We start from the raw sequence: 22,644 nt of genomic DNA, 5'->3' as shown, positions 1-22,644 counted from the left end.
CCTCTCCCCGGAAGGCCGCCCCCTGGGCTACGCCTACCGCAGCCGAAAGGGGGTAAAGCCCCTCTTCGTCTCCCCGGGCCACCGGGTGGGCCTGGAGGAAGCCCTGGCCTTTGTGAAGCGCCTGCCCACCCGCTTCCGCCTTCCGGAGCCCTTGCGCCTGGCCCACCTCGAGGCGGGCAAGGCCTTGCGAAGCCTGGACCCGTAAACTGGAACCCGTGGAAGCCCACCAGCCAAACCCTGTCTACCGGGCCACCTGGTATCTGGCCCGGTTTCTCCTGCACCTCCTCTTCGGTTATCGGGCAGAGGGCGTGGAAAACGTACCCAAGGAAGGCCCGGTCATTCTAGCCGCCAACCACCTCTCCATCCTGGATCCCATCGCCGTGGGGGCCGGGGTACGACGCCCCGTGAGCTTCCTGGCCCGGGCCGACGTCTTCCGCCTACCCCTGCTCTCCTGGCTTCTACCCCGGCTCTACGCCATCCCCGTGGAGCGGGGGCAAAGCGATCTCTCCGCCATCAAAGGGGCCATCCGCGCCCTGGAAAGGGGTTTGGCCTTTGGCATCTTCCCGGAAGGAACCCGAAGCCGCACGGGTAAGCTCCAGCCCTTTAAGACCGGGGTGGCGGCCATCGCCCTGCGCACCGGAAGCCCCGTGGTACCCGTGGCGGTGGTGGGCACCGACCAGGCCTGGCCTGTGGGGCGAAAGCTCTTCCGGTTGCGCAAGCCCATCCGGGTGATCTATGGCAAACCTATACCGGTTCCGAAGCTGTCCCGCTTTACCCATCAGGAGCTGGAAATCTTGACCCGGGAGATAGAGGCCCGGGTACGGGAACTTTTGCCACCCCAGTACCGCTAGAGCCAATACTTCCGTTATCACACATTGCTTTACACAGGTATACAAATGGGTCAGAGTATTGCGTAGCCCCGTTCAAGCGTGCTATAGTCCTTGCGGAAGGGAAAAGAGGAAGGAGGTGAAGAATGGCAGCAAAGAAAACGGTCACCAAAGCGGATCTGGTAGATCAGGTGGCAGCCGCTACGGGCCTTAAGAAGAAGGACATCAAGGCGGCGGTGGATGCGTTCCTCTCCAAGGTGGAAGAAGCCCTCTCTGGGGGGAACAAGGTGCAGCTCACCGGCTTCGGCACCTTTGAGGTGCGCAAGCGCAAGGCCCGCACCGGTGTGAAGCCCGGCACCAAGGAGAAGATCAAGATCCCCGCTACCCAGTATCCCGCCTTCAAGCCGGGCAAGGCTCTCAAGGAAAAGGTCAAGAAGTAACGTATTCCCTTCCCCTGGGGGGCCTTGGCCCCCCAGGTTTATTTCCAGCCTCAACCCCTTTCCTACCGTTTGGTTCGCTAAGCCCCACCGGGATAACACCCCCACCAGGGCCCTTCCTGGGCCCCCACCCTGGCCCAAGCCAGGAGGGAAGGCTATCCAGCGCCACCCAAGGCTCCCCCCGGCTTGACCTTGGGCACCACCCGGGGGGTTTCCTTTTCCGGGCGCTCTTGGGGCGTCTCCCCTTGGTCCTCCCCGTCTGGCTCCAGGGGCAGACCCTCCACCACCTTCTGGAACTCCTCAGCGGTAAGGGTCTCCCGCTCCAGGAGGGTTTCCGCCACCCGCTCCAGGATTTCCCGTTTCTCCTGCAAGAGGTTTTTCACCCGCCCGTATTGCTCCTCAATGAGGCGGCGCACCGCCTCGTCTATGCGCCTGGCGGTCTCCTCCGAGTACTGGCGCACGTCGTAACCGCCCAGATAGGTGTCCTCACGATGGGCATAGGCCACGGGCCCAAACTCGGGATGCATGCCCCATTCGGTGATCATGCGCCGGGCCAGCTCCGTGGCCTGGCGGAAGTCGTTTTCCGCCCCCGTGGTCACGTCCTCAAAGATGAGCTCCTCCGCCGCCCGCCCAGCCAAGGCCACGGCGATCTGGTCCAGGAGGCGGTTTCGGCTCCAGTGGAGCATGTCCTCCCGCCTGGGCATCATGAAGCCCAAGGCCCGGCCCCGGGGCACGATGGTCACCTTGTGCACCCCATCGGCGTGCTCCAGGAAGTGAGCGGCCAGGGCATGCCCTGCCTCATGGTAGGCGGTGATCCTCCGGTCCCGAGGGGTAAGGACCAGGCTCTTCTTGGCTGGGCCCATCATCACCCGGTCAGCGGCCTCCTCGAGGTCCTTCATGGTGATCTTCTTCCGGCCTTCCCGGGCCGCCAGGAGGGCCGCCTCGTTCAGGAGGTTTTCCAAGTCCGCCCCTACAAAGCCTGGGGTGCGCTTGGCCAAAAGGGCCAGGTCCACATCCTCCGCCAAGGGCTTGCCCCGGGCGTGGATGCGCAGGATCTGCTCCCGGCCCCTCACATCGGGGGCATCTATGGCCACCTGGCGGTCAAAGCGGCCCGGGCGCAGGAGGGCCGGGTCCAGAACGTCGGGGCGGTTGGTGGCGGCCATGACGATGATGGTGGAGTCCTTTTCAAAGCCGTCCATCTCCACCAGGAGCTGGTTTAGGGTCTGTTCCCGCTCGTCGTTGCCGCCCCCTACCCCGGTCCCACGCCTGCGGCCCACGGCATCGATCTCGTCAATGAAGACGATGCAAGGGGCATGGCGCTTGGCGGTTTCAAAGAGGTCCCGGACCCTGGCCGCCCCCACCCCCACGAACATCTCCACGAAGTCCGAGCCGCTGGCGGTGATGAAGGGCACCTTGGCCTCTCCCGCCACCGCCCGGGCGATGTGGGTCTTCCCCACCCCCGGGGGGCCCACCAGGAGGACGCCTTTGGGAATCCTGGCCCCCATCTCGTGAAAGCGGGCGGGGTTCTTCAGGAACTCCACGATCTCCTTCAGCTCCTCCTTGGCCTCCTCGGCCCCGGCCACGTCCTTGAAGGTGACCTTGGGGGCCTCGGTGAGCACCTTGGCCCGGCTTTTGGTGAAGCTGAAGGCGGAGTCCGAGGGCCCGGAACGCCCCGCACGGGAGAAGTAGAAAAGCGCCCCGATGAGAAGCCCCACCAAAAGGAGCGGCCAGAGGAAACCCAGAGGGTTTTGGCCTTGGGGAGGCTCCACCCGCACGCTCACGCCCCTTTTGGTCCAGGCCTCGAGGGTCTGGTTGTCGGGAGGGCTAGCGGCGTAGGTGGTGAAGGTGGAACCGTCGGTTAAGGTGCCTTGGATGCGGGTATCCCCAGCCCGCACCACCACCTCCTTCACCCTGCCCGCCCGCAGGTCCTCCAGGAAGGTGGTGTAGTTGACCCCGCTTGCCGGGTTCCCCGCCGTGCCCGCCAGGCTAAAGGCCCAGGCCAAAAGGAGCAGGCCCAGGATGAAAACCAAAAAGTTCAAAGGAAGCCGGGACATGTCTTCTCTTAGGGTACACGGCAAACGGGGAATCCGGGTAGTCCAGCGCACCATGATATACCTACACTCAACTCTCTTGACACATCAAAGTGGAATGCTCTATGCTTAAGGTGCGAGGTGTAGCTATGGCCAAGGCAGTGGGCATTGACCTGGGTACCACCAACAGCGTGATCGCCGTCATGGAGGGCGGCAAGCCGGTGGTGTTGGAAAACGCCGAGGGGGAAAGGACCACCCCCAGCGTGGTGGCCTTCCGGGACGGGGAGACCCTGGTGGGCCGCATGGCCAAGCGCCAGGCGGTGCTCAACCCCGAGGGCACCATCTTTGAGATCAAGCGCTTTATTGGCCGCCGCTTTGAGGAGGTCCAGGAAGAGGCCAAGCGGGTGCCCTACAAGGTGGTCCCCGGGCCCGATGGCGGGGTGCGGGTGGAGATCAAGGGCAAGCTCTACACCCCGGAGGAGATCAGCGCCATGGTCCTCCGCAAGCTGGTGGAGGACGCCTCCAAGAAGCTGGGAGAGCGCATCACCAAGGCGGTGATCACCGTGCCCGCCTACTTCAACAACGCCCAGCGGGAGGCCACGGCCAACGCCGGGCGAATTGCGGGCCTGGAGGTGCTCCGCATCATCAACGAGCCCACCGCCGCCGCCTTGGCCTATGGCCTGGACAAGAAGGGCAACGAAACCGTCTTGGTCTTTGACCTGGGCGGTGGCACCTTTGACGTGACGGTGCTGGAGATCGGCGAGGGGGTCTTTGAGGTGAAGTCCACCTCCGGGGACACCCACCTGGGCGGCAGCGACATGGACCACGCCATCGTGAACTGGCTGACCGAGGAGTTCAAGCGGGAGTACGGGGTGGACCTCAAGGCGGACCGCCAGGCCCTCCAGCGCCTGATTGAGGCGGCGGAGAAAGCCAAGATTGAGCTTTCCAGCACCCTGGAGACCACCATCAGCCTCCCCTTCATCGCCCTAGACCCTGCCAGCAAGACCCCCTTGCACCTGGAGAAGAAGCTCACCCGGGCCAAGTTTGAGGAGCTCATTGAGCCCCTTCTGAAGCGCCTTAGGGGCCCCGTGGAGCAGGCCCTTAAGGATGCGGGCCTGACCCCCGCCCAGATCGACGAGGTGATCCTGGTGGGCGGGGCCACCCGGGTGCCGGCGGTGCAAAGGGTGGTAAAGGAGCTATTGGGCAAGGAGCCCAACCGCTCCGTAAACCCCGACGAGGTGGTGGCCATGGGGGCCGCCATCCAAGCGGGGGTCCTTATGGGGGAGGTGCGGGATGTGGTCCTCCTGGACGTCACCCCCCTCTCCTTGGGGGTGGAGACCAAGGGTGGGGTCATGACGGTCCTGATCCCCCGGAACACCACCATCCCCACCCGGAAGTGCGAGATCTTCACCACCGCCGAGCACAACCAGACCGCGGTGGAAATCCACGTCCTCCAGGGCGAGCGGCCCATGGCCGCGGACAACAAGAGCCTGGGCCGCTTCCGCCTCGAGGGCATCCCCCCCATGCCCGCGGGGGTGCCCCAGATTGAGGTCTGCTTTGACATAGACGCCAACGGCATCCTCCACGTGACCGCCAAGGAGAAGTCCACGGGCAAGGAGGCCTCCATCACCATCCAGAACACCACCACCCTCTCCGAGGAGGAGATCCAGCGGATGATTGAGGAGGCCCAGCGCCATGCGGAGGAGGACCGGCGTCGCCGGGAGCACGCCGAGCTCAAGAACACCCTGGACTCCACCCGCGTCCAGGCGGAGAGGATCCTCCAGGAGAAGCAGGGTACCCCGGAGGCCAAGGCCCGCCTCGAGGCGGCCATCGCCCGGGCCAAGGAGCTCTCGGAAAAGGACGCCTCCGACCCCGAGCTGAAAGCCGCCACGGAGGAGCTTTTGCAGGCGGTAGAGGCCTATGAGAAGGCCGCCACCGCCGGGGCCACCGGCGGATCCAGCCGCGGCCCTGACGACGTGATTGACGCCGATTACAAGCCCGCCGACTAAAGCCCCCCTGCCCTGGCCCCTGCCAGGGCAGGGGCCTCCCCTTACCCCCTTTCGGAGGAAGCATGGAGAAGGAACGCGAGAAAATCCCACAAGAGGAGGCCGCCCAGGTGGAGAAAGACCTCCAGGCGGTAGGCCAGGAGGCCTTGGCCCTGGAACAACGCCTCCTGGCGGTAGAGGAGGAACTCCGAGCCCTAAAGGACCGGTACGTGCGCCTCCTGGCCGACTTTGACAACTACCGCAAGCGCATGGAGGAGGAGCTTAGGCTCCGGGAACGGGAGGGGACCCTCCGGGCGGTCCGCGCCCTCCTTCCCGTCCTGGACGACCTGGAACGGGCCCTGGAGTTCGCCGAGGCCAACCCGGAGAGCATCCTCCAGGGGGTGAAGGCGGTGCGGGAAGGCTTCTTCCGCATCCTGGCGGGGCTTGGCATTGAGGAGGTGCCTGGGGAAGGAGAGGCCTTCGACCCCCGTTACCACGAGGCCATCGGCCTCCTCCCGGGAGAGCCGGGCAAGGTGGCCCGGGTCTTCCAACGGGGCTTCCGCCTGGGCGAGGCCCTGGTGCGCCCGGCCCGGGTGGCCGTGGGTGAGGAAAAAAGCCCGGAAGAAGAGGGCGTGGAGTAGGCCATGAAGGACTACTACGCCATCCTGGGGGTACCGAGAAACGCCACGCAGGAGGAGATCAAACGGGCCTACAAGCGCCTGGCCCGCCAGTACCATCCTGACGTGAACAAAAGCCCCGAGGCCGAGGAGCGCTTCAAGGAGATCAACGAGGCCTACGCCGTTCTTTCCGACCCGGAAAAGCGCAAGGTCTATGACACCTACGGCACCGCCACCCCTCCCCCACCGCCGCCCCCGGGTGGGTACGACTTCTCCGGGTTTGACGTGGAGGACTTTTCCGACTTCTTCCAGGAGCTCTTCGGGGGCGGCCTCTTTGGGAGCATGGGGCGGAGGAGGCCAAGGAGAGGCCGCGACCTCAGGGCCGAGCTTCCCCTTAGCCTAGAGGAGGCCTTCCACGGGGGTGAAAAGGTGGTGGAGGTGGGGGGCAGACGGGTTTCCGTGAGGATCCCCCCAGAGGTGCAGGACGGGAGCACCATCCGCCTGGCGGGCCTGGGGGGGCCTGGGGAGCCCCCAGGGGACCTTCTTCTCACGGTGCGGCTTCTTCCCCATCCCGTTTTCCGTCTGGAGGGCCAAGACCTCTACGCCACCCTAGACGTCCCGGCCCCCATCGCCGTGGTGGGGGGTAAGGTGCGGGCCCCCACCCTGGAAGGGCCGGTGGAGGTCACCATTCCCCCGAGGACCCAAACGGGGAGGAAGCTCCGGCTAAAGGGCAAAGGATTTCCCGGCCCCCATGGCCGCGGGGACCTTTACCTGGAGGTGCGGGTGGTGATCCCCGAGCACCTCTCCCCCGAGGAGGAGGCCCTTTGGCGGAAGCTAAAGGAGGTGCGGTATGCTGGCGCGTAGCCCCTATATATCCATGGAAGCCCTGGCGGACTACGGCCTTTCCTTGGGGGTGGTGCGGGCCTACGTGGAGATTGGCTTCGTGGAACCCTTGGTGTGGGAAAGCAGCTGGTACTTCCGGGAAGAGGACCTTTTGCGCATGCTGAAGGCCGAGCGCATCCGCCGCGACCTGGGGGCCAACCTGGTGGGGGCGGCCTTGGTGGTGGAGATTTTAGAACGCTCCTAAACCCATCCCGGGGGCCTCCACCGTCCCAAACGCCCCGGGAAAGGACCCACCCAGGCTGGGACATCCCGCCCAATCCTTCCCTGTATAATCAAGGGCAAAGGGCGTTTCCTCCCTTCCTTTTGGCGAACCCTCTCCAGCGTAAGCGGCAAGAGTTAGCGCATGTTCTGTTCAAGTCTATTGACACCATTCATATCAACTGATATGATTAAGCCAGTAGGAGGCAAGGGGTATGAACCTGGAGCGCTGGACCCAAGCCGCCCGTGAAGCCCTGGCCCAGGCCCAAGTCCTGGCCCGGGAAATGCGGCACCAGGCCATTGACCTACCCCACCTCTGGGCCGTACTCCTAAAGGACCCCACGGGCCTGGCCTGGCGGCTTTTGGAGAGGGCAGGGGGTAACCCCCAGGCCCTCAAGGAGAGTGCCGAGCGGGAGGTGGGCCGCCTACCCAAGGTGGAGGGGGCCGAGGTGGGCCAGTATCTATCCCAGAAGCTGGCCCGGGCCTTGGACCGGGCCGAAGCCCTCATGGGAGAGCTAAAGGACCGGTTCGTGGCCTTGGATACCCTGGTGCTGGCCCTGGCGGAGGCCTCGAGGCCCGAGCCCTTTGCCCAACCCCACCTCCCTGAAGAAGGCGCCCTGAAGAAAGCCCTACAAGAACTGAGAGGAGGTAAAACCGTGCAGACGGAACACGCGGAAAGCACCTACAACGCCCTGGAACAATACGGCATTGACCTCACCAAGCTGGCGGCCGAGGGCAAGCTGGACCCGGTGATCGGCCGGGACGAGGAGATCCGGCGCACCATTCAGATCCTCCTAAGGCGCACCAAGAACAACCCGGTGCTCATCGGCGAGCCCGGGGTGGGCAAGACCGCCATCGTGGAGGGCCTGGCCCAACGCATCGTCAAGGGGGACGTACCGGAGGGCCTGAAGGGCAAGCGCATCATCTCCTTGCAAATGGGCTCCCTTCTGGCCGGGGCCAAGTACCGGGGCGAGTTTGAGGAGCGCCTGAAGGCGGTGATCCAGGAAGTGGTGCAGTCCCAGGGGGAAATCATCCTCTTCATTGACGAGCTCCACACCGTGGTGGGGGCAGGAAAGGCGGAGGGCGCCGTGGACGCCGGCAACATGCTGAAGCCCGCCCTGGCCCGGGGGGAGCTCCGGCTCATCGGCGCCACCACCCTGGACGAGTACCGGCAGATTGAGAAGGACCCCGCCTTGGAACGGCGCTTCCAACCCGTCTACGTGGACGAACCCAGCGTGGAGGATACCATCTCCATCCTCCGGGGCATCAAGGAGAAGTACGAGGTGCACCACGGGGTGCGCATCTCCGACCCCGCCTTAGTGGCGGCCGCCGTCCTCTCCCACCGCTACATCACGGAAAGGCGCCTACCCGACAAGGCCATTGACCTGGTGGACGAGGCGGCAGCCCGCCTGCGCATGGCCCTGGAAAGCGCACCCGAGGAGATAGACGCCCTGGAGCGGAGAAGGCTCCAGCTGGAGGTTGAGCGGGAAGCCCTGAAGAAGGAAAAGGACCCAGACTCCCAGGAAAGGCTCAAAAGGGTTGAGGAGGAGATCTCCCATCTCAGCCAGGAGATAGATAGGCTGAAGGCGGAGTGGGAGCGGGAAAGGGAGATCTTGAGGAAGCTCCGGGAGGCCCAGCAACGCCTGGACGAGGTACGCCGCCAGATTGAGTTGGCCGAGCGCCAGTACGACCTGAACCGGGCGGCGGAGCTCCGCTACGGGGAGCTTCCCCGCCTCGAGGCCGAAGTGGAGGCCCTCTCCGAGAAGCTCAAAAACGCCCGCTTCGTGCGCCTGGAGGTGACCGAGGAGGACATCGCCGAGATCGTATCCCGCTGGACCGGGATTCCCGTTTCCAAGCTTCTGGAAGGAGAAAGGGAGAAGCTCTTAAGGCTGGAGGAGGAGCTCCACAAGCGGGTGGTGGGCCAGGAGGAGGCCATAAGGGCCGTGGCCGACGCCATAAGGCGGGCCCGGGCCGGCCTCAAGGACCCCAACCGCCCCATCGGGAGCTTCCTCTTCCTGGGCCCCACCGGGGTGGGCAAGACGGAGCTGGCCAAGACCCTGGCCGCCACCCTCTTTGACACCGAGGAGGCCATGGTGCGCATTGACATGACCGAGTACATGGAGAAGCATGCGGTGAGCCGCCTCATCGGGGCCCCGCCGGGCTACGTGGGCTACGAGGAAGGGGGGCAGCTCACCGAGGCGGTAAGGCGCCGCCCCTACACGGTCATCCTCTTTGACGAGATTGAGAAGGCCCACCCCGACGTCTTCAACATCCTCCTCCAGATCCTGGACGACGGCCGCCTCACCGACTCCCATGGGCGCACCGTGGACTTCCGCAACACCGTCATCATCCTCACCTCCAACCTGGGAAGCCCCTTGATCCTCGAGGGGATCCAGCAAGGCAAACCCTACGAGCGCATCCGGGAGGAGGTCTTCGCCGTGTTGCAAAAGCACTTCCGCCCCGAGTTCCTAAACCGCCTGGACGAGATCGTGGTCTTCCGGCCCCTCACCCGGGAGCAGATCCAGAGCATCGTGGAGATCCAGCTCCAAAGCCTTAGAAACCGCCTCTTGGAAAAGCGCATCACCCTCACCCTCACCGAGGCCGCCAAGGACTACCTGGCCGAGCGGGGCTACGACCCCGTCTTTGGGGCCAGGCCCTTGAGACGGGTAATAGCGCGGGAGCTGGAGACCCCCTTGGCGGTGAAGATCCTGGCCGGGGAGATCAAGGAGGGGGATTTGGTGGTGGTGGACGCAGGCCCCACGGGTCTGGTCTTCCGCACGGAAGCCCCGGTGCAGGCCTAGGAAAGGAGGGGGTATGGATCGGGTGGAAGTCCTAAAACAGGCCTACCAGGATGAACTCCTGGATGCCCTCCGGGCGGAAAGGGCTTTGGAAAGGGTCCCTTACCCCCACATCCGGGCCCTTTTGGAGGAGGTGGCCAAGCGGGAGCGGGCCCATGCCGAAGCCATCGCCGAGGTCTTGCGCCGCCTCCAGGCCCCCCTCCCCCCTACCCCCAAGGTGGAGGAAGAAGGCTGGGAAGCCCTTCTTCACCTCCTCTCCGAGGAGGGCTTTGACCGGGCCTACTACCTGGAAAGCACCTTCCCCGACCCGGACCTCGAGGCCCTCTTCACCCGGCTCGGCCATGAGGAAAAACTCAACCAAGAGGCCATCCGCAAAGCAGTGGCTCTTCTAGGAGGTAACCTATGATCGGTAAGGAAGACATCCGGCGCATCAAGGAAACCCTCACCGTGCAGGAGGGACCCGTCCTCTCCCTCTACCTGGACCTCAACCCCGCCAAGCCCGAAAACGCCAACCGGGCCTACGCCCTAAGGGCCAAGGACGCCATGAAGGCCCTCAAGGTGCCCCAGGACCTGCAGGAAAGGATCCTGGAGGTGCTGAAAAACCAAGTTCTAGAGGCAAAAACCGCCGTCTTCTTCGCCAACGAGAAGGTCTTTGAAACCCTGTTGCTGCAGGTGGAACTGCCCCTGGTCTCCAGCCTCAAAACCACCTTCCTAGGGGAAAAGGAAAGCCGCTTCTTTACGGACGGGGCCCTGGCCCACTACGGCGAGCCCTTCCTCCTCCCCCTTATCTACGCCCTGGACGAGTACGAGCGCTACGGGGTGGTCTATTTGGACCAGGAGCGCTGGCGGGTTTTTGAAATCTTCCTGGGTGAAGTCCAGGAGGTGAGCGACGCCTTCTTGGCCTTGGACACCGAGGCCTGGCGGCGGCTCTCCCTGGATGCCCCGGGGCGCCGCTTCAACCTGGCGGGCATCTCCCGGGGCGGGGCAGGCCAGGACCTCTTCGCCAAGCGCTTGGCCGCCTGGGAAGAACGTTTTTACAAGAACCTGAGCCACGAGCTGGAGAAACTTACGGAGGAACGTGGGTTCACCCGCCTCATCCTCATGGGCCCCGAGGAGCACACCAAGCTTTTCCTGGGCTACCTGCCCAAACGCCTTAAGGAAAAGGTGGTGGCCCTTCTTCCCTCCCTGCCCCATCCCGGGGTCAGCCCCGGCCAGGTGCTCAAGCGGCTGGAACCTGTCCTGGAGGAGATGGAGCGCAAGGGCGAGGTAGAGCTACTCAAGAAGCTGGAGGAAGCCTATCCCAAGGTGGCCTTCGGCCTGGAAGTCCTGGAAAGGGTTCAGGAAGGTCGGGTTGAGCTTTGGGTGCTTCCCTGGCACCTGGACCAAACCGTGTACGCCTGCGACGGGATCTTCTTCCCCGACGAGGCCCGGGCCCTGGCCCACTGCCAAAACCCCGAGGCCAAACCCCTGGCCGTGGTCCTGCCCGAGCTGGCCACGGGCTACGCCGCTAAGCTGGAGTTCGTCCGGGGCGAGGCAGAAAAGCAGCTTCTGGAGCGTGGCGGCATGGCCGCGCTCCTGAGGTGGTGAAAGGAGGTGAGGAGGATGGTACGGTTCGATCCATTCAGGGAGTTGGAGGAGTTGCAAGAGCGCTTGGCAAGGGCTTTCGGCACGACCCCCCAGCAGGGGCCCAGGGTCTATGCTCCCCCGGTGGACATCCTGGAGGACGACGCCGGTTTGCACCTTCTGGTCTACCTGCCGGGGGTGGAGCCGGAAAAGGTGGAGGTGGTGGCGGAGGAAGGGGTGCTTTCCGTGAAGGCGGAGCGCCCCTTTGAGAAACGGGAAAACGTGGCCTACCACCGCCTAGAAGGTCCCCATGGCACCTTCGCCCGGAGCTTCAACGTGCCCAGCACCTTTGACCTCTCCCGGGTGCAGGCCAAGTTCCGCCACGGCGTGCTCCACCTGTTGGTGCCTAAGGCCGAGGAAAGCAAGCCCAAGAAGATCCAGGTGCAGGTGGAATAGGAGGTGAGCTATGCGGCGGACCACGCGGTACATCCTGGCCACTTCTAACCCCATGGGCGACCTCGAGGCCCTGGAAAAGCTGGTGAAGCTGGCCCCCGACACGGGGGCGGACGCCCTGGCCATCGTGGGTAACCTCATGCCCAAGACGGCCAAAAGCCGCGACTACGCCGCCTTCTTCCGCATCCTCGCCGAGGCCCATCTCCCCACCGCCTACATCCCCGGTCCCCAGGACGCCCCCATCTGGGAGTACCTGAGGGAGGCGGCCAACATTGAGCTGGTGCGGCCCGAGATGCGCAACGTCCACGAAACCTTCACCTTCTGGAAAGGTCCCTACCTGGTGGCCGGGGTGGGCGGGGAGATCACCGACGACGGGGAACCCGAGGAGGAAGAGGCCCTGCGCTACCCCGCCTGGGTGGCAGAGTACCACTTGAAGGCCCTTTGGGACCTCAAGGACTACCCCAAGATCTTCCTCCTCTACACCAACCCTTACCACAAGGGCCTGGGCGATGCCGGCTCCCACGAGGTGGCCCACCTGGTGAAGACCCATAACCCCCTCCTGGTCATCACCGCCGGCAAGGGACAGAAGCACGAAATACTGGGGGCCAGTTGGGTGGTGGTACCAGGGGATCTCTCCGAGGGTGAGTATAGCCTCCTGGACCTGAGGGCCAGGAAGCTGGAGACGGGGAACGTCCGCTAGGCAGGAGGGCCCCGCCCGGGGGCGGGGCCCCGCCTTGCCTGCTAAGGGAGGGGAGTATGTTGGAGAAACTTTGGCCCTTTGGCCGTAACCGGGTGCGGAAAGCCTTTGAAGAAGCCCTGGAAAAGGTCTTCAAGGAAGAAGGGGAAACCCTGGAGCCCCTCTCGGAGCTTTCCGAGCACGAGGGCCATTACCTTTTGCGGGTGGAGGTCCCGGGCCTGGGCCCGGAGAACCTGGAGGTGCGCCTCGAGGGGGACCAGCTGGTCATAGAAGGGGAGAAAAAGGAGGAGAAGCGCACCAAGCACCTCTCGGAAATCGTCTATGGCCGCATCTACCGGGCTTACCTCCTTCCCAAGGATGCGAAGAAGGAGGGCCTCGAGGCCCGCCTGCAAAAGGGGGTGCTGGAGGTGAAAATCCCCCGGGAGAAGCGGGAGGCCGAACCGCCGGTGCGGATTCCTGTGGTGGAAGGTTAAGGAGGGTTACCCTGGCGAGCCCTGGGCTAACCCCTAGGCTTGAGGTTTCGTGGTGGAGATTCGGACCCCAGTTGGCCATCATTGGAGGTGAACGACCATGCTGATGAAAGTGGCCGAGTTTGAGAAGCTTTTCCGCCTGGCTGCGGGCTTGGACGTGGACAAGAACGACCTTAAACGCCTTTCGGACTTTCTCCGGAACAAGATCTACGACCTGCTGGTGGTGGCCGAGCGCCACGCCAAGTACAACGGCCGGGATATCATCTTTGAACCCGACGTACCCATCACCAAAGGGCTTCAGGAAACCCTTCGCGAGTTCCGGGCCATGGACACCACCTTGGAGCTCAAGCCGGTATTGGAGGACCTGGCAGCCCTTCCCCCTTTGGATCTGGAAATCTCCGAGGATGTCCGCAACCTTCTTCCCGAAATCGCCGGGGCCTTGGTGGTAGCCTATGCCCGGGTGCTAAAGGAGCTGGACCCTGGGCTTAAGAACCCGCAAACCGAACACCATGAGCGGGCGGAGCGGGTCTTTAACCTCCTCCTCTGAGATGAACCAGGACCTACTCCTCTCCCTCTACCAACGGGCCACCCGCCTGGTCTTCAACCTGGTGGTGGTGGCCCTGCTCATCGGTCTTTTCGTGGGGGTAGGGCGCACCTTCCTGGAACTAGGCCTCACCCTCACCGAGCCCACCGTGCGCCTAGGCCTTAAGGAGCTGGTTACCAACGTTCTGAGCCTGATCATTGTTCTAGAGCTGGTACGGGTTTTCGTGGACTATTTTGAGTTTGAAAGGGTGCGCCTCGAGGTCCTGATGGAAATCGGCGTGGCCCTGGCCTTGCGGGAGCTTCTCCTCCTCCTCTTTGCGGAAAAACTATCGGGCCTAGACCTCTTCCTCTGGGCCTTGGGCATTTTGGCCTTGGTGGCTGGGCGCACCCTGGCGGTGCAGTTTCCCCCTAGGAGGCGGGCATGAGGGTGGAAGAAGCGGTGCTTCCCGGGGTGGGACGGAAGTTCACCATCACGGTGCAAAGCGGCGACCGTTTGGTCATCGTGGTCCACCACTCGGGGAAGCGGGAGCTCCAGTACTTTGAAGCCGGAGAGGATGGGGATGAGCCCATCATGGCCCTGGACCTTACCGACGAGGAGGCCCGGGAGCTGGGAGCCATTTTGGCGGGGGTTCTTTTCCATCCCGAGGCCGTGGGGGACACCCAAAGCAAGCTGGGGCAGAAGGTCATTGAATGGATCAAGGTCCTGCCCGGTTCCAAGCTGGCAGGAAAACGGCTGGCCGAGCTTACCCTGCCGCCGGGGGCCCACCTCCTGGCCGTGGACCGGCCCGGGGCCCCCCTAATCCCCAACCCTTCGCCCGAGGTGGTCCTCGAGGTGGGGGACACCCTGGTGGTGGCGGGAAGCCGCGAGGCGGTGGAAGCCCTGATGAGGACCCTCTAATGCACCCCTCTGTGGAGGCCTTTGCCTTGGCCGCAGGGCTTTTAGCCTTCGGAGCGGCCTTGGTCCACCGTTTTGGTTTTCCTCCCTTGCCCGTCTACCTCCTCACCGGGCTTCTCATGGGCAAGGCCCTGCCGGTGCAAGACCTGGAGCCCCTCCCCTCCTTAGGGCTTCTCCTCCTCCTCTTCTCCGTGGGGTTGGAGTTCGGCCCGGACCGGCTTAGGGGACTATCGGGCAAAGCCGTTCAAGCGGGTATCTACGATGCCTTAGCCCTGCCTTTAGGCTTTCTTCTGGGACTCTTTTTCGGGCTGGACCTGCGCGGCGCCGCCCTTTTGGCGGGGGCCATCTACGTGAGCTCCAGTGCCGTGATCGTCAAGCTGATCATTGACCTGCGCCGGGCCGCCAACCCCGAAAGCGAGGTGGTCCTGGGGGTTTCCGTGCTGGAGGACTTGGTAATCCTGGTCCTCCTGGCCCTCTTGGGGGGCCAGGGATTCCAAGGCTTTGTCCTCAGCCTCCTTTTGGCAGGGCTCTACCTGAGTCTGGGTCGCTTCCTTGGTCCTTCCTTGGTTACGTTCATGGAGAGCCTTTCCGACGAACTGGTGCTCCTCTTGGGGGCGTCCTTTACCACCGGAACCGCCCTCCTCTTCCAAGCGGCGGGGGCCTCGGTGGGGCTTGGCGCCTTCCTGGCAGGAAGCCTGGCCGCCTCCTTAGGGCTTCGCGAGCGGTTTGAGCGGCTTTTTGGTCCGGTGCGGGACCTGGGGGTGGCCCTTTTCTTCCTGGTGGTGGGGGCAAGTGCCCGGGACCTGTTCCAGGGCCTAACCCCGGCGGTGGTCGCCTTAGCCCTTCTGGGCCTTTTGCTGAAGCTTCCCCTTAACTACCTGGGAGGGGCCCGGGCGGGGCTTTCCCGCAAGCGCCGGCTCTATAGCGCCTTTTACCTGGTGCCTCGAGGGGAGTTCAACCTGGTCCTGGGTGCCCTAGCCCAGGCCCAAGGTTACCCCCTGGTGGCGCAGGTGGCGGTGCTTTTGGTGCTGGTATCCATCCCCTTAGGAGCCGTGCTCACCCGCTTCGCCCCCGAACTGGGAAGGATTCTCCTACGGGAAACCCAAAGCCGCCCGGCCCGTATTCCCTAGCGCCCCTGGTATATGCTTTTCCCATGGAAATCTTCTTCCAGCTCTTTTGGCTCTTCTTCATCCTCTCCGTTCTCACCCCTTACCTACAACAACAGATGCTCCTAGGGGCCCGGGCCAGGAAGATGGCCGAGTTGGAACGCAAGCGGAAAAGCCGGGTCATCACCCTCATCCACCGCCAGGAGGCCGTTAACTTTCTGGGAATCCCCATAAGCCGTTTCATCAGCATCGACGACTCGGAACAGGTTCTAAGGGCCATCCGCCTCACCGACAAGAACGTGCCCATCGATCTCATCCTCCACACCCCGGGGGGATTGGTCCTGGCGGCGGAGCAGATCGCCGAGGCCCTTTTGCGCCACCCCGCCAAGGTCACGGTCTTCGTGCCCCACTACGCCATGTCGGGGGGGACCCTCATCGCCCTAGCCGCCGACGAGATCGTCATGGATGAAAACGCCGTCTTGGGCCCTGTGGATCCCCAGCTGGGCCAGTACCCTGCGGCCAGCATCCTCAAGGTGCTGGAGAAGAAGCCCATCCAGGAGATTGACGACCAGACCCTGATCCTGGCGGACATGGCGGAAAAGGCCCTGAAGCAGGTGAAGGCCACGGTGAAAAACCTGCTTTTGAAGCGCCTGCCCGAGGAACGGGCTGAGGAGGTGGCCACCCTGCTCTCCCAGGGCACCTGGACCCACGACTACCCCATCGACGTGGCCCAGGCCCGGGAGATGGGCCTTCCCGTGAGCACGGAGATGCCCCTCGAGGTCTATGAGCTCATGGACCTCTACCCCCAGGCCCAGGGGGGCAAGCCCAGCGTGCAGTACGTGCCCATACCCTACCGCCACCAAGAGCCCAGGAGGCCTTAGGTGTTTCCCCTTTACGACATCAACCACGCCCGCCGGCCCGCTTTCGTGGTCAAGGGCCTGGTGTTCCTCAACGCCTTGGCCTTTCTCTGGCAGCTTTCCGTGGGATTGGAATGGTCCGCCCAGGCCTACGGCTTTATCCCCGCCTTATTCTTTCAAGACCCGGTGGGCCAGGGCTACCGCCTCCTCACCAGCATGTTCCTCCACGGAAGCTTTTTTCATATCCTCTCCAATATGTGGTTCCTTTGGGTTTTCGGGGACAACGTGGAAGAGCGCTTGGGCCATGGCCGCTTTCTTCTCTTCTACCTCTTGGGAGGCCTGGCCGCCGCCTTGGCCCAGGGGCTTTTCTCCTTTACCTCCACCCTCCCCATGATCGGGGCCAGCGGAGCGGTTTCCGCGGTACTGGGAGCCTACTACATCCTCTTTCCCCGAGCCTACGTGGTTTCAGTAATTCTCTTCATCTTTCCCCTTTTCGTCACCTTTCCCGCAGGCTTCTACATCGGGTACTGGGCCTTCCTCCAGCTCCTTCAGGGGCTTTTGGGCCTACCCGGGGTAGCCTGGTGGGCCCATCTGGGAGGGTTTCTCTTTGGCGTTCTCTCGGCCCGACGGTTTCTTCGTCCTTAGGCTCTCTCCGTGAGAAATCCTCTCAAACCCCACCCTAGCTTGCGCCAAGGCGGGGTGGCCTCATCCCTCCTCCCGCCCGCGGAGCTCATCCAGGTGTGTACCCTGCCACAGGGGCACCCCCAAGCGGTAGGCGGCCCTACCCAAAAAATGGGCCCCTATAGGCGCGGTGGAAAAGAGAAACACCACCAGCAAAACCGCTTTAAAGGCCACCAGTCCCTCCCCAAAGTCCACGGCCACACCCAGCAGGATTAGGCCTAATCCCAGGGTAGCCGCCTTGGTGGCGGCGGACATGCGGATATAGAAGTCTGGGAAACGCAAGAGACCCAAGGCCGCAGCCAAAAAGACCAAGGTTCCTGTGAGGAGCAAAAGATCCGCAAGAAGGCTCATTGCCGGCTCCTTTCCATAAAGCGGGCAAAAGCGATGGTGGCCAAGAAGGAAACCAAGGCTAACACCGTGGCCACATCCACGAAAAAGGTTTGTCGGGTAATCAGGGCATAAACCAGGGACAGGCCCATGAAACCATAGCCCACCATCTCCAAACCCAGTACCCGGTCCGCTAAGGACGGACCCCGAAGAAGGCGGTAGAGGGTTAGCGCCAGGGCCACAGTGAGGAGGAGAAGGGCAAGTTCCTTCACCGGGTCACCTCCAGCACGCGCCTTTCAAACTGCTCCTTCAACTCCGCCTTGGCCGCCGAGGGGTCCTCAGCGTACATGTTGTGCACAAAAAGGAACTTTCGGTCCCGGGAAACGAGCAGGCTTAAAGTGCCCGGAGTAAGGGTGATCATGTTGGCGAAGAGGGCAATTTCCAGATCGCTTTTGGCATCCAAGGGCACCGCCAAGATTCCCGGTCGCATGCGGAAACGGGGAGAGAGGACCTCCCGGATCACCCTAATATTGGAAAGCACCACCTGCATGAGAAAGTAAAGGATCAGCCATACCGCCCGCCACACCTTCACTGCCCACCTCCCAAGACCGCCCTTATGTAATCCGAGGGGTCCATAAGCTCCGATGCCGCCCGCTCCGCCAAAGCGAAACCGTAGCCTGCCCCTAGGCCGATAAACACGGTGACAAAGGAGAGCAACGTAACGCCCACCACCATACTGCGAGGTACAGAGGCCCGCAACAAAGCCTCTTGTCTTTCCTCAGAGAGGGGCTTCCAGAAGGCCTCCCGCCATATCTTCATCATGGACATCAAGGTAAAAAGGCCCACCAGGAGTGCAACCCCCACAATAGCGTACTCCCCGATCTCCATCCCTCCCATCACCAGGAACAGCTTGGCAAAAAATCCAGAGAATGGGGGAACTCCCGCCAGGGAAAGGGCGGGAACGATGAAGAGAAGAGCAAGGAAGGGCTTAAACCGGTAAAGGCCTCCCAGCTCCTCAAGGTTATAGGAGCCCAAAAGCCTGTGGGCCAGGCCCGCCACCAAGAAGAGGGCTGCCTTGACAAAGATATGGTGGACGATGTAAAAGATCCCACCCGCGATCCCCAAAGGAGTAAAAAGCCCAAGCCCCATGATCATGTAACCAATCTGACTAATGATGTGGAAGGAAAGGAGTCGACGCACCTCCATCTGTGCCAGGGCCCCCAAAACCCCGGTGACCATGGTAAAGCCAGCAATCCAAAGGATAAGCCGGTGCCAAAGCTCAGGCTCCTGATGGAAGAGCACGGTAAAAAGCCGAAAGAGGGCGTAAACGGCCACCTTGGTGGGCAAAGCGGCAAATAAAGCTGCCACCGGCAACGGGGGTGTGTGATAGGAGGCGGGCAGCCAAAAGAAAAGTGGGAAAAGGGCAGCCTTTATGGAAAGGGCCAGGAGGAAAAACCCCGCCACCACACTTGCCCGGGCGGGCTCCACGTGATCTATGCGGAGGTGGAGATCCGCCAGATTTAGGCTTCCCGTCAAACCGTACAGCAAGCCCGCGGCTATAAGGTAAAACAGCGAAGAAAGGAAGTTAAGGGCAAAGTACTTGAAGCCGCCCAAAAGCTGGGCCCGCTCACCCCCTAGGGTCAGGAGGACAAACGAGGATAACAGCATGACCTCCAGCCACACATAGAGGTTGAAAACATCCCCCGTGAGAAAAGCACCCTGTACGCCAAAAAGCATGAACTGGAGAAAAGCAAAATAACCCAGGGATTTCCGCCCTGGGTCTATGCCCTTGAGGGAGTATAGGGTAACGGCAAGACCCACCAAGGATGCGGTAAACACCATAAGGGCTGCAAAGGTATCCAAGACCAGCACGATGCCAAAAGGAGCCGGCCAACCACCTAGGGCCGTGGACTGGATACCTTCCACCTGCACGTAATCCAGGAGGAAAACCCCAAGACCCAACTGGACCACAGCCATGGCCAAGGCCACCGCATCCCCTAGGAACGAGCCGCGCAAGAAAAAAGAGAGAATCCCACCCAAAAGAGGCAAAAGAAGAGGGAGCACCAATAGGAGGTCCTTCATCGGTCCGTCCCCCGAAGCTCGTCCAAGTCATCGGTGCCTAGAACCTGGTGCACCCTGTAGGCCAACACCACCGCGAAGGCCAACACCCCCAACCCGATGACAATGGCCGTGAGGATCATGGCCTGGGGCAAGGGATCCGCGTAAGGCGGCTCCAAAGCCCGGGACCCCACAGGCACGATAGGGCTATGCCCCCGCACCAGGCCAGGACTCAAAAAGACCACCAGGTTGGCCGCATTGGAAAGTAAGGCCAAGCCCAAGAGGAAGCGGGCCAGGCTTCCTTGGAGTAGAAGGTAGACCCCGACGCCCACCAAAACACCTACCAAGATGGCTAGAAGAACGTTCATTTGCGCACCTCTTCCTCTTCCTGGGCCCAAAGTACCGCCAAAACCGCTCCAACTACCCCCAGATAAACCCCAAGGTCAAATAAAAGAGGAGTGCCTACCTTTTGGCCCAAAACCTCTCCCCAAAGACCTGTGAGAAAGGGTAGTCCCTGCAAAAAAGCCAGGAGCCCGGAAAAAAGGGCCACCGCTACGCCCAAGACCGCCAGTTCACTGGGGGCAAGGGGTAAAAGCGCCCGGGCTCGCTCTACCCGGAAGGCCAAGGCGTACACGTGAAAGCCCGAAGCGGCTACCAGTCCGCCAATAAACCCTCCCCCGGGAAGGTTGTGTCCCCGGTAAAACAAATATAAGGAGAAGAGAAGCATTAGAAGAAGAAGCCATCGGGCAAGACCTCTAAGCACGGGCGTTTCCACGGCTCCTCCTGAGGAGAGCAAAGGCTCCGAGTCCGGCCAGCACCAACACCACCACCTCGCCCAAAGTGTCCAGGGCCCGGAAGTCCACCAGGATCACGTTGACCACATTGCGCCCATGTGCACTCGCATAGCTTTCCTCCGCAAAGAACTCGGAAACCGGGGGCAGCTTGGTTTGCCCTGAGGTCAGAAGTATCCCCCAAGTAACCGCCGCACCTATCCCTGCCCCCAAAAGGACCGTCCATGGTACCGCCTTTTCCTTAGCAAAGATAGGCATGGCGGCAAAGACAAAAGCAAAGACCAGGACAGTAAGGGTTTCCACCAAAAGCTGGGTCATGGCAAGGTCAGGGGCCCCGTAGAACAGATAAACCAGGGCTATACCGTACCCCACCAGTCCCAAGGCCACCACAGCAAACATGGGAGACCGGCTTCGTGCGGTGTAGAAGGCGGCCACAGCCATAAGCAAAAGGACAAGGGCCTCGTAGGGACGGACCCCCATAAACGACGGCCACTCCAACGGCAAGCGTAAGGCCGGAATAAGGGTAACCAAAAGCCCTACACCGAGTACCGTAGCCGCGTAAAGGCGTACGTAACCGTGCTGCAAAAGGGCAGTTTGCCACTTGGCCAGCCTCTCCAAGGCCAGAACAAGGCGGTCATAGACCAGGTCGGCTCCCCACGGAAGGGAAAAGCGGCGTAGGATGCCCCTGAGGGAAAAAGCCGCCGCACCTGCCAACACCGTGGCTAAGGACAGAAAAACGACGGGGTTTAGCCCACCCCAAAGGTAAACCCGTACGGGAACCTCCTTCCCCACGATACCCGCCATCGCGGGAGCCACCAAGAGGCGACCCACTTCGGAGGCTCCAAAGCCTAGGGCTAGGCCCACCAGACCTAACACCACGGGACCGGACCACAGGGGCCAGGGAGACTCGTGGGAGGTAGCAAGGTGGGCAGGCTTTTTGCCAACGAAAGGCTTGATCCCAGCGAGAAGGGCCACCCCCACCAGGAGGAGGCTGGTCAGGAAAACAGCCACAAGCAGGGGTCCTTCTAGGACCTTATATAGGAATTCCTTGGCCACAAACCCCACCGTGGGGGGAAAGCCCATCATGGAAAGGGCAGCCAAAACACCCCCCAAGGCCGTCCAAGGCATGGTCCCGCGCAAACCACCCATGTTTTCAACCTTTTTTTCTCCCGCTCCATGGTCCACCGAACCCGCCACCAGGAACAAGGCGCCCTTGTAAAGGGCATGGGCCAGTAGCACCAACACCATGGCCTTTATCGCCCCCTCCGATCCCACACCTAAGAGAAAGGTGAGGAGGCCCAAGACGCTCACCGTGGAGTAGGCGAGCACCCGCTTGATCTCCTGGGAAGTAAGGGCGGAAAAGGCCCCAAGGAGCATGGTTACACCCCCCACGGCAGTTAAAAGCCCGTGCCAGACCTCCGTACCCCCCAAGACGGGATGGAAACGGGCAAGGAGGTACACGCCCGCCTTCACCATGGTGGCGGAGTGAAGGTAGGCGCTTACGGGGGTGGGGGCCTCCATGGCGTTGGGCAACCAAAAGTGGAAGGGAAACTGGGCGGATTTGGCAAAGGCTCCAAGGGCCAAGAGGAGAAAGATGGGGAGATAATTAGGGTGCCCCGTCAGATCCTGACTGAGGAGGTCCTCCAGGCTGTAACTCCCCCCAGCCAAAGCCAAAAGGACAAAGGCCGCCAAAAGGAAAAGTCCGCCAAAAACCGTAACAAAAAGGGCCTGGAGGGCCGCCCGCCTGGCAGAGGGTCGGTGATGCTCCAGCCCCACCAGAAGGAAGGACGTGAGGCTGGTGAGTTCCCAAAAGACAAAAAGGGTGATCAGATCCCCGGCCAACACCAGCCCCAGCATGGATCCCATAAAGGCCAGGATGAACACGAAAAAGCGGTCCCGATAGGGATGGCCCTCGAGGTAGCTAGCCCCGTAGAGGAGAACAATGGCCCCAATGCCCGAGATCAGTAGGGAAAAGAGGAGGCTGAAGCCGTCCAGGTAAAAAGCGAAGGTTATCCCCAGTCCCGGCACCCAGGGCCAAGCCTCTCGTACCTGCTCCCCCGCTGAAATCTCGGGCAGGAAACCCAGGAAGTAAAGGAAGAGGCCCAGGGGAAGCAGAAAGAAAAGGTACGCCACCCCGTTCCCTAAACTGCGCATAAGGAAGGGAGCCAAAGCCCCCAACAAGAAAGGCGCTAAAGAAGCAAAAACCACGGCCTTTATTATACCTAAGGAGAAAATAGGGGCAAGGTTAGGGCAAGTTCCGGTACACAGCATAGGCGGAAAGCACCTGGGCCAGGTACTCCCGGGGCTCGTCCCTATCTTGGAAGCGGAGGAAGGCGTAGAGGTTCCCTTCCCGGGCGAGGCCCCTTAGGGTATAGCCGATGCCGCCGTTATAGGCGGTGACCGCGCAG

27 protein-coding genes and 1 pseudogene are annotated in these 22,644 nt (G+C 62.4%); 19 read left to right on the top strand and 9 right to left on the bottom strand.

The genetic code is table 11. From position 1 onward, the window contains the following. From Q0693_RS03840 to Q0693_RS03830, 3 genes are all read left to right on the top strand, one after another. A partial coding sequence (locus tag Q0693_RS03840; RefSeq protein ID WP_298629318.1) for an endonuclease V occupies nucleotides 1-205 on the top strand: 205 nt, incomplete at its 5' end. Between the two features lie 10 nt (nucleotides 206-215). Beyond that, nucleotides 216-851: a lysophospholipid acyltransferase family protein gene (locus Q0693_RS03835; RefSeq protein ID WP_298629316.1), complete on the top strand. Its 636-nt coding sequence runs from the start codon at nucleotides 216-218 to the stop codon at nucleotides 849-851. Between the two features lie 122 nt (nucleotides 852-973). Continuing rightward, on the top strand, nucleotides 974-1,267 hold the full coding sequence (locus Q0693_RS03830; protein ID WP_114312806.1) for an HU family DNA-binding protein: 294 nt from the start codon (nucleotides 974-976) through the stop codon (nucleotides 1,265-1,267). Nucleotides 1,268-1,419: 152 nt separating this feature from the next. Here Q0693_RS03830 and ftsH read toward each other — a convergent pair whose 3' ends face one another. After that, the gene (ftsH, locus tag Q0693_RS03825) at nucleotides 1,420-3,318 is read right to left on the bottom strand and encodes an ATP-dependent zinc metalloprotease FtsH (protein WP_298629321.1); all 1,899 of its coding nucleotides are present in this window, start codon (nucleotides 3,316-3,318) and stop codon (nucleotides 1,420-1,422) included. A 125-nt stretch (nucleotides 3,319-3,443) separates the two neighbouring features. Between ftsH and dnaK the strand changes: the two genes are divergently transcribed. From dnaK to Q0693_RS03745, 16 genes are all read left to right on the top strand, one after another. Then, entirely contained in the window at nucleotides 3,444-5,303 is a 1,860-nt protein-coding gene (gene dnaK / locus Q0693_RS03820; protein ID WP_243032433.1) for a molecular chaperone DnaK, read from the top strand. A 62-nt stretch (nucleotides 5,304-5,365) separates the two neighbouring features. Continuing rightward, on the top strand, nucleotides 5,366-5,920 hold the full coding sequence (gene gprE / locus Q0693_RS03815) for a nucleotide exchange factor GrpE (RefSeq protein WP_243032434.1): 555 nt from the start codon (nucleotides 5,366-5,368) through the stop codon (nucleotides 5,918-5,920). Nucleotides 5,921-5,923: 3 nt separating this feature from the next. After that, nucleotides 5,924-6,760 (top strand): DnaJ C-terminal domain-containing protein, encoded by an 837-nt coding sequence (locus Q0693_RS03810; protein ID WP_298629311.1) that lies wholly within the window; start codon nucleotides 5,924-5,926, stop codon nucleotides 6,758-6,760. Further along, nucleotides 6,747-6,983 (top strand): chaperone modulator CbpM, encoded by a 237-nt coding sequence (locus Q0693_RS03805; protein ID WP_243032436.1) that lies wholly within the window; start codon nucleotides 6,747-6,749, stop codon nucleotides 6,981-6,983. Before Q0693_RS03810 ends, Q0693_RS03805 begins: the two co-directional genes overlap by 14 nt. A gap of 229 nt (nucleotides 6,984-7,212) precedes the next feature. Beyond that, nucleotides 7,213-9,798 carry an ATP-dependent chaperone ClpB gene (gene clpB, locus Q0693_RS03800; protein ID WP_298629307.1) on the top strand — a complete coding sequence of 862 codons (2,586 nt, stop codon included), beginning with the start codon at nucleotides 7,213-7,215 and terminating at the stop codon, nucleotides 9,796-9,798. A gap of 13 nt (nucleotides 9,799-9,811) precedes the next feature. After that, nucleotides 9,812-10,201, top strand: a complete 390-nt coding sequence (locus Q0693_RS03795; protein ID WP_243031613.1) for a ferritin family protein — start codon at nucleotides 9,812-9,814, stop codon at nucleotides 10,199-10,201. Further along, nucleotides 10,198-11,382: a VLRF1 family aeRF1-type release factor gene (locus tag Q0693_RS03790; protein WP_243031615.1), complete on the top strand. Its 1,185-nt coding sequence runs from the start codon at nucleotides 10,198-10,200 to the stop codon at nucleotides 11,380-11,382. Before Q0693_RS03795 ends, Q0693_RS03790 begins: the two co-directional genes overlap by 4 nt. Nucleotides 11,383-11,397: 15 nt before the next feature. Beyond that, nucleotides 11,398-11,814, top strand: a complete 417-nt coding sequence (locus Q0693_RS03785) for an Hsp20/alpha crystallin family protein (RefSeq protein WP_243031623.1) — start codon at nucleotides 11,398-11,400, stop codon at nucleotides 11,812-11,814. Between the two features lie 10 nt (nucleotides 11,815-11,824). Further along, nucleotides 11,825-12,511, top strand: a complete 687-nt coding sequence (locus tag Q0693_RS03780) for a heat-stable protein (RefSeq protein WP_243031625.1) — start codon at nucleotides 11,825-11,827, stop codon at nucleotides 12,509-12,511. A gap of 56 nt (nucleotides 12,512-12,567) precedes the next feature. Further along, nucleotides 12,568-12,981 carry an Hsp20/alpha crystallin family protein gene (locus Q0693_RS03775; RefSeq protein ID WP_243027648.1) on the top strand — a complete coding sequence of 138 codons (414 nt, stop codon included), beginning with the start codon at nucleotides 12,568-12,570 and terminating at the stop codon, nucleotides 12,979-12,981. 97 nt (nucleotides 12,982-13,078) lie between these two features. Next, complete coding sequence (locus Q0693_RS03770; RefSeq protein WP_298629303.1) at nucleotides 13,079-13,525, top strand: DUF1931 family protein; 447 nt, start codon at nucleotides 13,079-13,081, stop codon at nucleotides 13,523-13,525. A 1-nt stretch (nucleotide 13,526) separates the two neighbouring features. Beyond that, on the top strand, nucleotides 13,527-13,946 hold the full coding sequence (locus tag Q0693_RS03765; protein WP_243031629.1) for a phosphate-starvation-inducible PsiE family protein: 420 nt from the start codon (nucleotides 13,527-13,529) through the stop codon (nucleotides 13,944-13,946). Next, nucleotides 13,943-14,419: a TrkA C-terminal domain-containing protein gene (locus Q0693_RS03760; protein ID WP_243031636.1), complete on the top strand. Its 477-nt coding sequence runs from the start codon at nucleotides 13,943-13,945 to the stop codon at nucleotides 14,417-14,419. The genes Q0693_RS03765 and Q0693_RS03760 overlap by 4 nt, the downstream gene beginning before the upstream one ends. Continuing rightward, on the top strand, nucleotides 14,419-15,546 hold the full coding sequence (locus Q0693_RS03755; protein ID WP_298629300.1) for a cation:proton antiporter: 1,128 nt from the start codon (nucleotides 14,419-14,421) through the stop codon (nucleotides 15,544-15,546). The genes Q0693_RS03760 and Q0693_RS03755 overlap by 1 nt, the downstream gene beginning before the upstream one ends. Nucleotides 15,547-15,569: 23 nt before the next feature. Continuing rightward, nucleotides 15,570-16,403 carry an ATP-dependent Clp protease proteolytic subunit gene (locus tag Q0693_RS03750; RefSeq protein WP_243031645.1) on the top strand — a complete coding sequence of 278 codons (834 nt, stop codon included), beginning with the start codon at nucleotides 15,570-15,572 and terminating at the stop codon, nucleotides 16,401-16,403. Next, entirely contained in the window at nucleotides 16,404-17,024 is a 621-nt protein-coding gene (locus tag Q0693_RS03745) for a rhomboid family intramembrane serine protease (protein WP_298629298.1), read from the top strand. 60 nt (nucleotides 17,025-17,084) lie between these two features. On the opposite strand, the gene mnhG is transcribed toward Q0693_RS03745, so the two are convergent. The 8 genes and pseudogenes from mnhG to Q0693_RS03705 all read right to left on the bottom strand — a co-directional run. Beyond that, a complete protein-coding gene (gene mnhG, locus Q0693_RS03740; protein WP_298629297.1) occupies nucleotides 17,085-17,411 on the bottom strand; it encodes a monovalent cation/H(+) antiporter subunit G in 327 nt (108 codons plus the stop codon). After that, the gene (locus tag Q0693_RS03735) at nucleotides 17,408-17,659 is read right to left on the bottom strand and encodes a monovalent cation/H+ antiporter complex subunit F (protein ID WP_298629295.1); all 252 of its coding nucleotides are present in this window, start codon (nucleotides 17,657-17,659) and stop codon (nucleotides 17,408-17,410) included. The genes mnhG and Q0693_RS03735 overlap by 4 nt, the downstream gene beginning before the upstream one ends. Then, nucleotides 17,656-17,979, bottom strand: coding sequence for a Na+/H+ antiporter subunit E (locus Q0693_RS03730; RefSeq protein ID WP_298629293.1), 324 nt, complete (start codon nucleotides 17,977-17,979; stop codon nucleotides 17,656-17,658). Before Q0693_RS03730 ends, Q0693_RS03735 begins: the two co-directional genes overlap by 4 nt. Further along, on the bottom strand, nucleotides 17,976-19,469 hold the full coding sequence (locus Q0693_RS03725) for a proton-conducting transporter membrane subunit (RefSeq protein ID WP_298629291.1): 1,494 nt from the start codon (nucleotides 19,467-19,469) through the stop codon (nucleotides 17,976-17,978). Before Q0693_RS03725 ends, Q0693_RS03730 begins: the two co-directional genes overlap by 4 nt. Next, nucleotides 19,466-19,813 carry an NADH-quinone oxidoreductase subunit K gene (locus Q0693_RS03720; protein ID WP_298629290.1) on the bottom strand — a complete coding sequence of 116 codons (348 nt, stop codon included), beginning with the start codon at nucleotides 19,811-19,813 and terminating at the stop codon, nucleotides 19,466-19,468. The genes Q0693_RS03725 and Q0693_RS03720 overlap by 4 nt, the downstream gene beginning before the upstream one ends. Then, nucleotides 19,810-20,220 (bottom strand): MnhB domain-containing protein, encoded by a 411-nt coding sequence (locus Q0693_RS03715; RefSeq protein WP_298629288.1) that lies wholly within the window; start codon nucleotides 20,218-20,220, stop codon nucleotides 19,810-19,812. Before Q0693_RS03715 ends, Q0693_RS03720 begins: the two co-directional genes overlap by 4 nt. Further along, a complete protein-coding gene (mbhE, locus tag Q0693_RS03710) occupies nucleotides 20,201-22,369 on the bottom strand; it encodes a hydrogen gas-evolving membrane-bound hydrogenase subunit E (protein WP_298629286.1) in 2,169 nt (722 codons plus the stop codon). Before mbhE ends, Q0693_RS03715 begins: the two co-directional genes overlap by 20 nt. A 112-nt stretch (nucleotides 22,370-22,481) precedes the next feature. Further along, a pseudogene (locus tag Q0693_RS03705) lies at nucleotides 22,482-22,644 on the bottom strand (transglycosylase); the annotation flags it as partial.

This window comes from uncultured Thermus sp. (assembly GCF_938010445.1).
Lineage (GTDB): Bacteria > Deinococcota > Deinococci > Deinococcales > Thermaceae > Thermus > Thermus altitudinis.
Note: the sequence above shows the minus strand (reverse complement) of the source record. Positions and strands in the feature narration are given on the sequence as shown.

Coding starts and splice junctions, on each gene's coding strand:
- Q0693_RS03830 (WP_114312806.1), top strand. CDS start 974: ATGGCAGCAAAGAAAACGGTCACCAAAGCGGATCTGGTAGATCAGGTG.
- ftsH (WP_298629321.1), bottom strand. CDS start 3,318: ATGTCCCGGCTTCCTTTGAACTTTTTGGTTTTCATCCTGGGCCTGCTC.
- dnaK (WP_243032433.1), top strand. CDS start 3,444: ATGGCCAAGGCAGTGGGCATTGACCTGGGTACCACCAACAGCGTGATC.
- gprE (WP_243032434.1), top strand. CDS start 5,366: ATGGAGAAGGAACGCGAGAAAATCCCACAAGAGGAGGCCGCCCAGGTG.
- Q0693_RS03810 (WP_298629311.1), top strand. CDS start 5,924: ATGAAGGACTACTACGCCATCCTGGGGGTACCGAGAAACGCCACGCAG.
- Q0693_RS03805 (WP_243032436.1), top strand. CDS start 6,747: ATGCTGGCGCGTAGCCCCTATATATCCATGGAAGCCCTGGCGGACTAC.
- clpB (WP_298629307.1), top strand. CDS start 7,213: ATGAACCTGGAGCGCTGGACCCAAGCCGCCCGTGAAGCCCTGGCCCAG.
- Q0693_RS03795 (WP_243031613.1), top strand. CDS start 9,812: ATGGATCGGGTGGAAGTCCTAAAACAGGCCTACCAGGATGAACTCCTG.
- Q0693_RS03790 (WP_243031615.1), top strand. CDS start 10,198: ATGATCGGTAAGGAAGACATCCGGCGCATCAAGGAAACCCTCACCGTG.
- Q0693_RS03785 (WP_243031623.1), top strand. CDS start 11,398: ATGGTACGGTTCGATCCATTCAGGGAGTTGGAGGAGTTGCAAGAGCGC.
- Q0693_RS03780 (WP_243031625.1), top strand. CDS start 11,825: ATGCGGCGGACCACGCGGTACATCCTGGCCACTTCTAACCCCATGGGC.
- Q0693_RS03775 (WP_243027648.1), top strand. CDS start 12,568: ATGTTGGAGAAACTTTGGCCCTTTGGCCGTAACCGGGTGCGGAAAGCC.
- Q0693_RS03770 (WP_298629303.1), top strand. CDS start 13,079: ATGCTGATGAAAGTGGCCGAGTTTGAGAAGCTTTTCCGCCTGGCTGCG.
- Q0693_RS03765 (WP_243031629.1), top strand. CDS start 13,527: ATGAACCAGGACCTACTCCTCTCCCTCTACCAACGGGCCACCCGCCTG.
- Q0693_RS03760 (WP_243031636.1), top strand. CDS start 13,943: ATGAGGGTGGAAGAAGCGGTGCTTCCCGGGGTGGGACGGAAGTTCACC.
- Q0693_RS03755 (WP_298629300.1), top strand. CDS start 14,419: ATGCACCCCTCTGTGGAGGCCTTTGCCTTGGCCGCAGGGCTTTTAGCC.
- Q0693_RS03750 (WP_243031645.1), top strand. CDS start 15,570: ATGGAAATCTTCTTCCAGCTCTTTTGGCTCTTCTTCATCCTCTCCGTT.
- mnhG (WP_298629297.1), bottom strand. CDS start 17,411: ATGAGCCTTCTTGCGGATCTTTTGCTCCTCACAGGAACCTTGGTCTTT.
- Q0693_RS03725 (WP_298629291.1), bottom strand. CDS start 19,469: ATGAAGGACCTCCTATTGGTGCTCCCTCTTCTTTTGCCTCTTTTGGGT.
- Q0693_RS03720 (WP_298629290.1), bottom strand. CDS start 19,813: ATGAACGTTCTTCTAGCCATCTTGGTAGGTGTTTTGGTGGGCGTCGGG.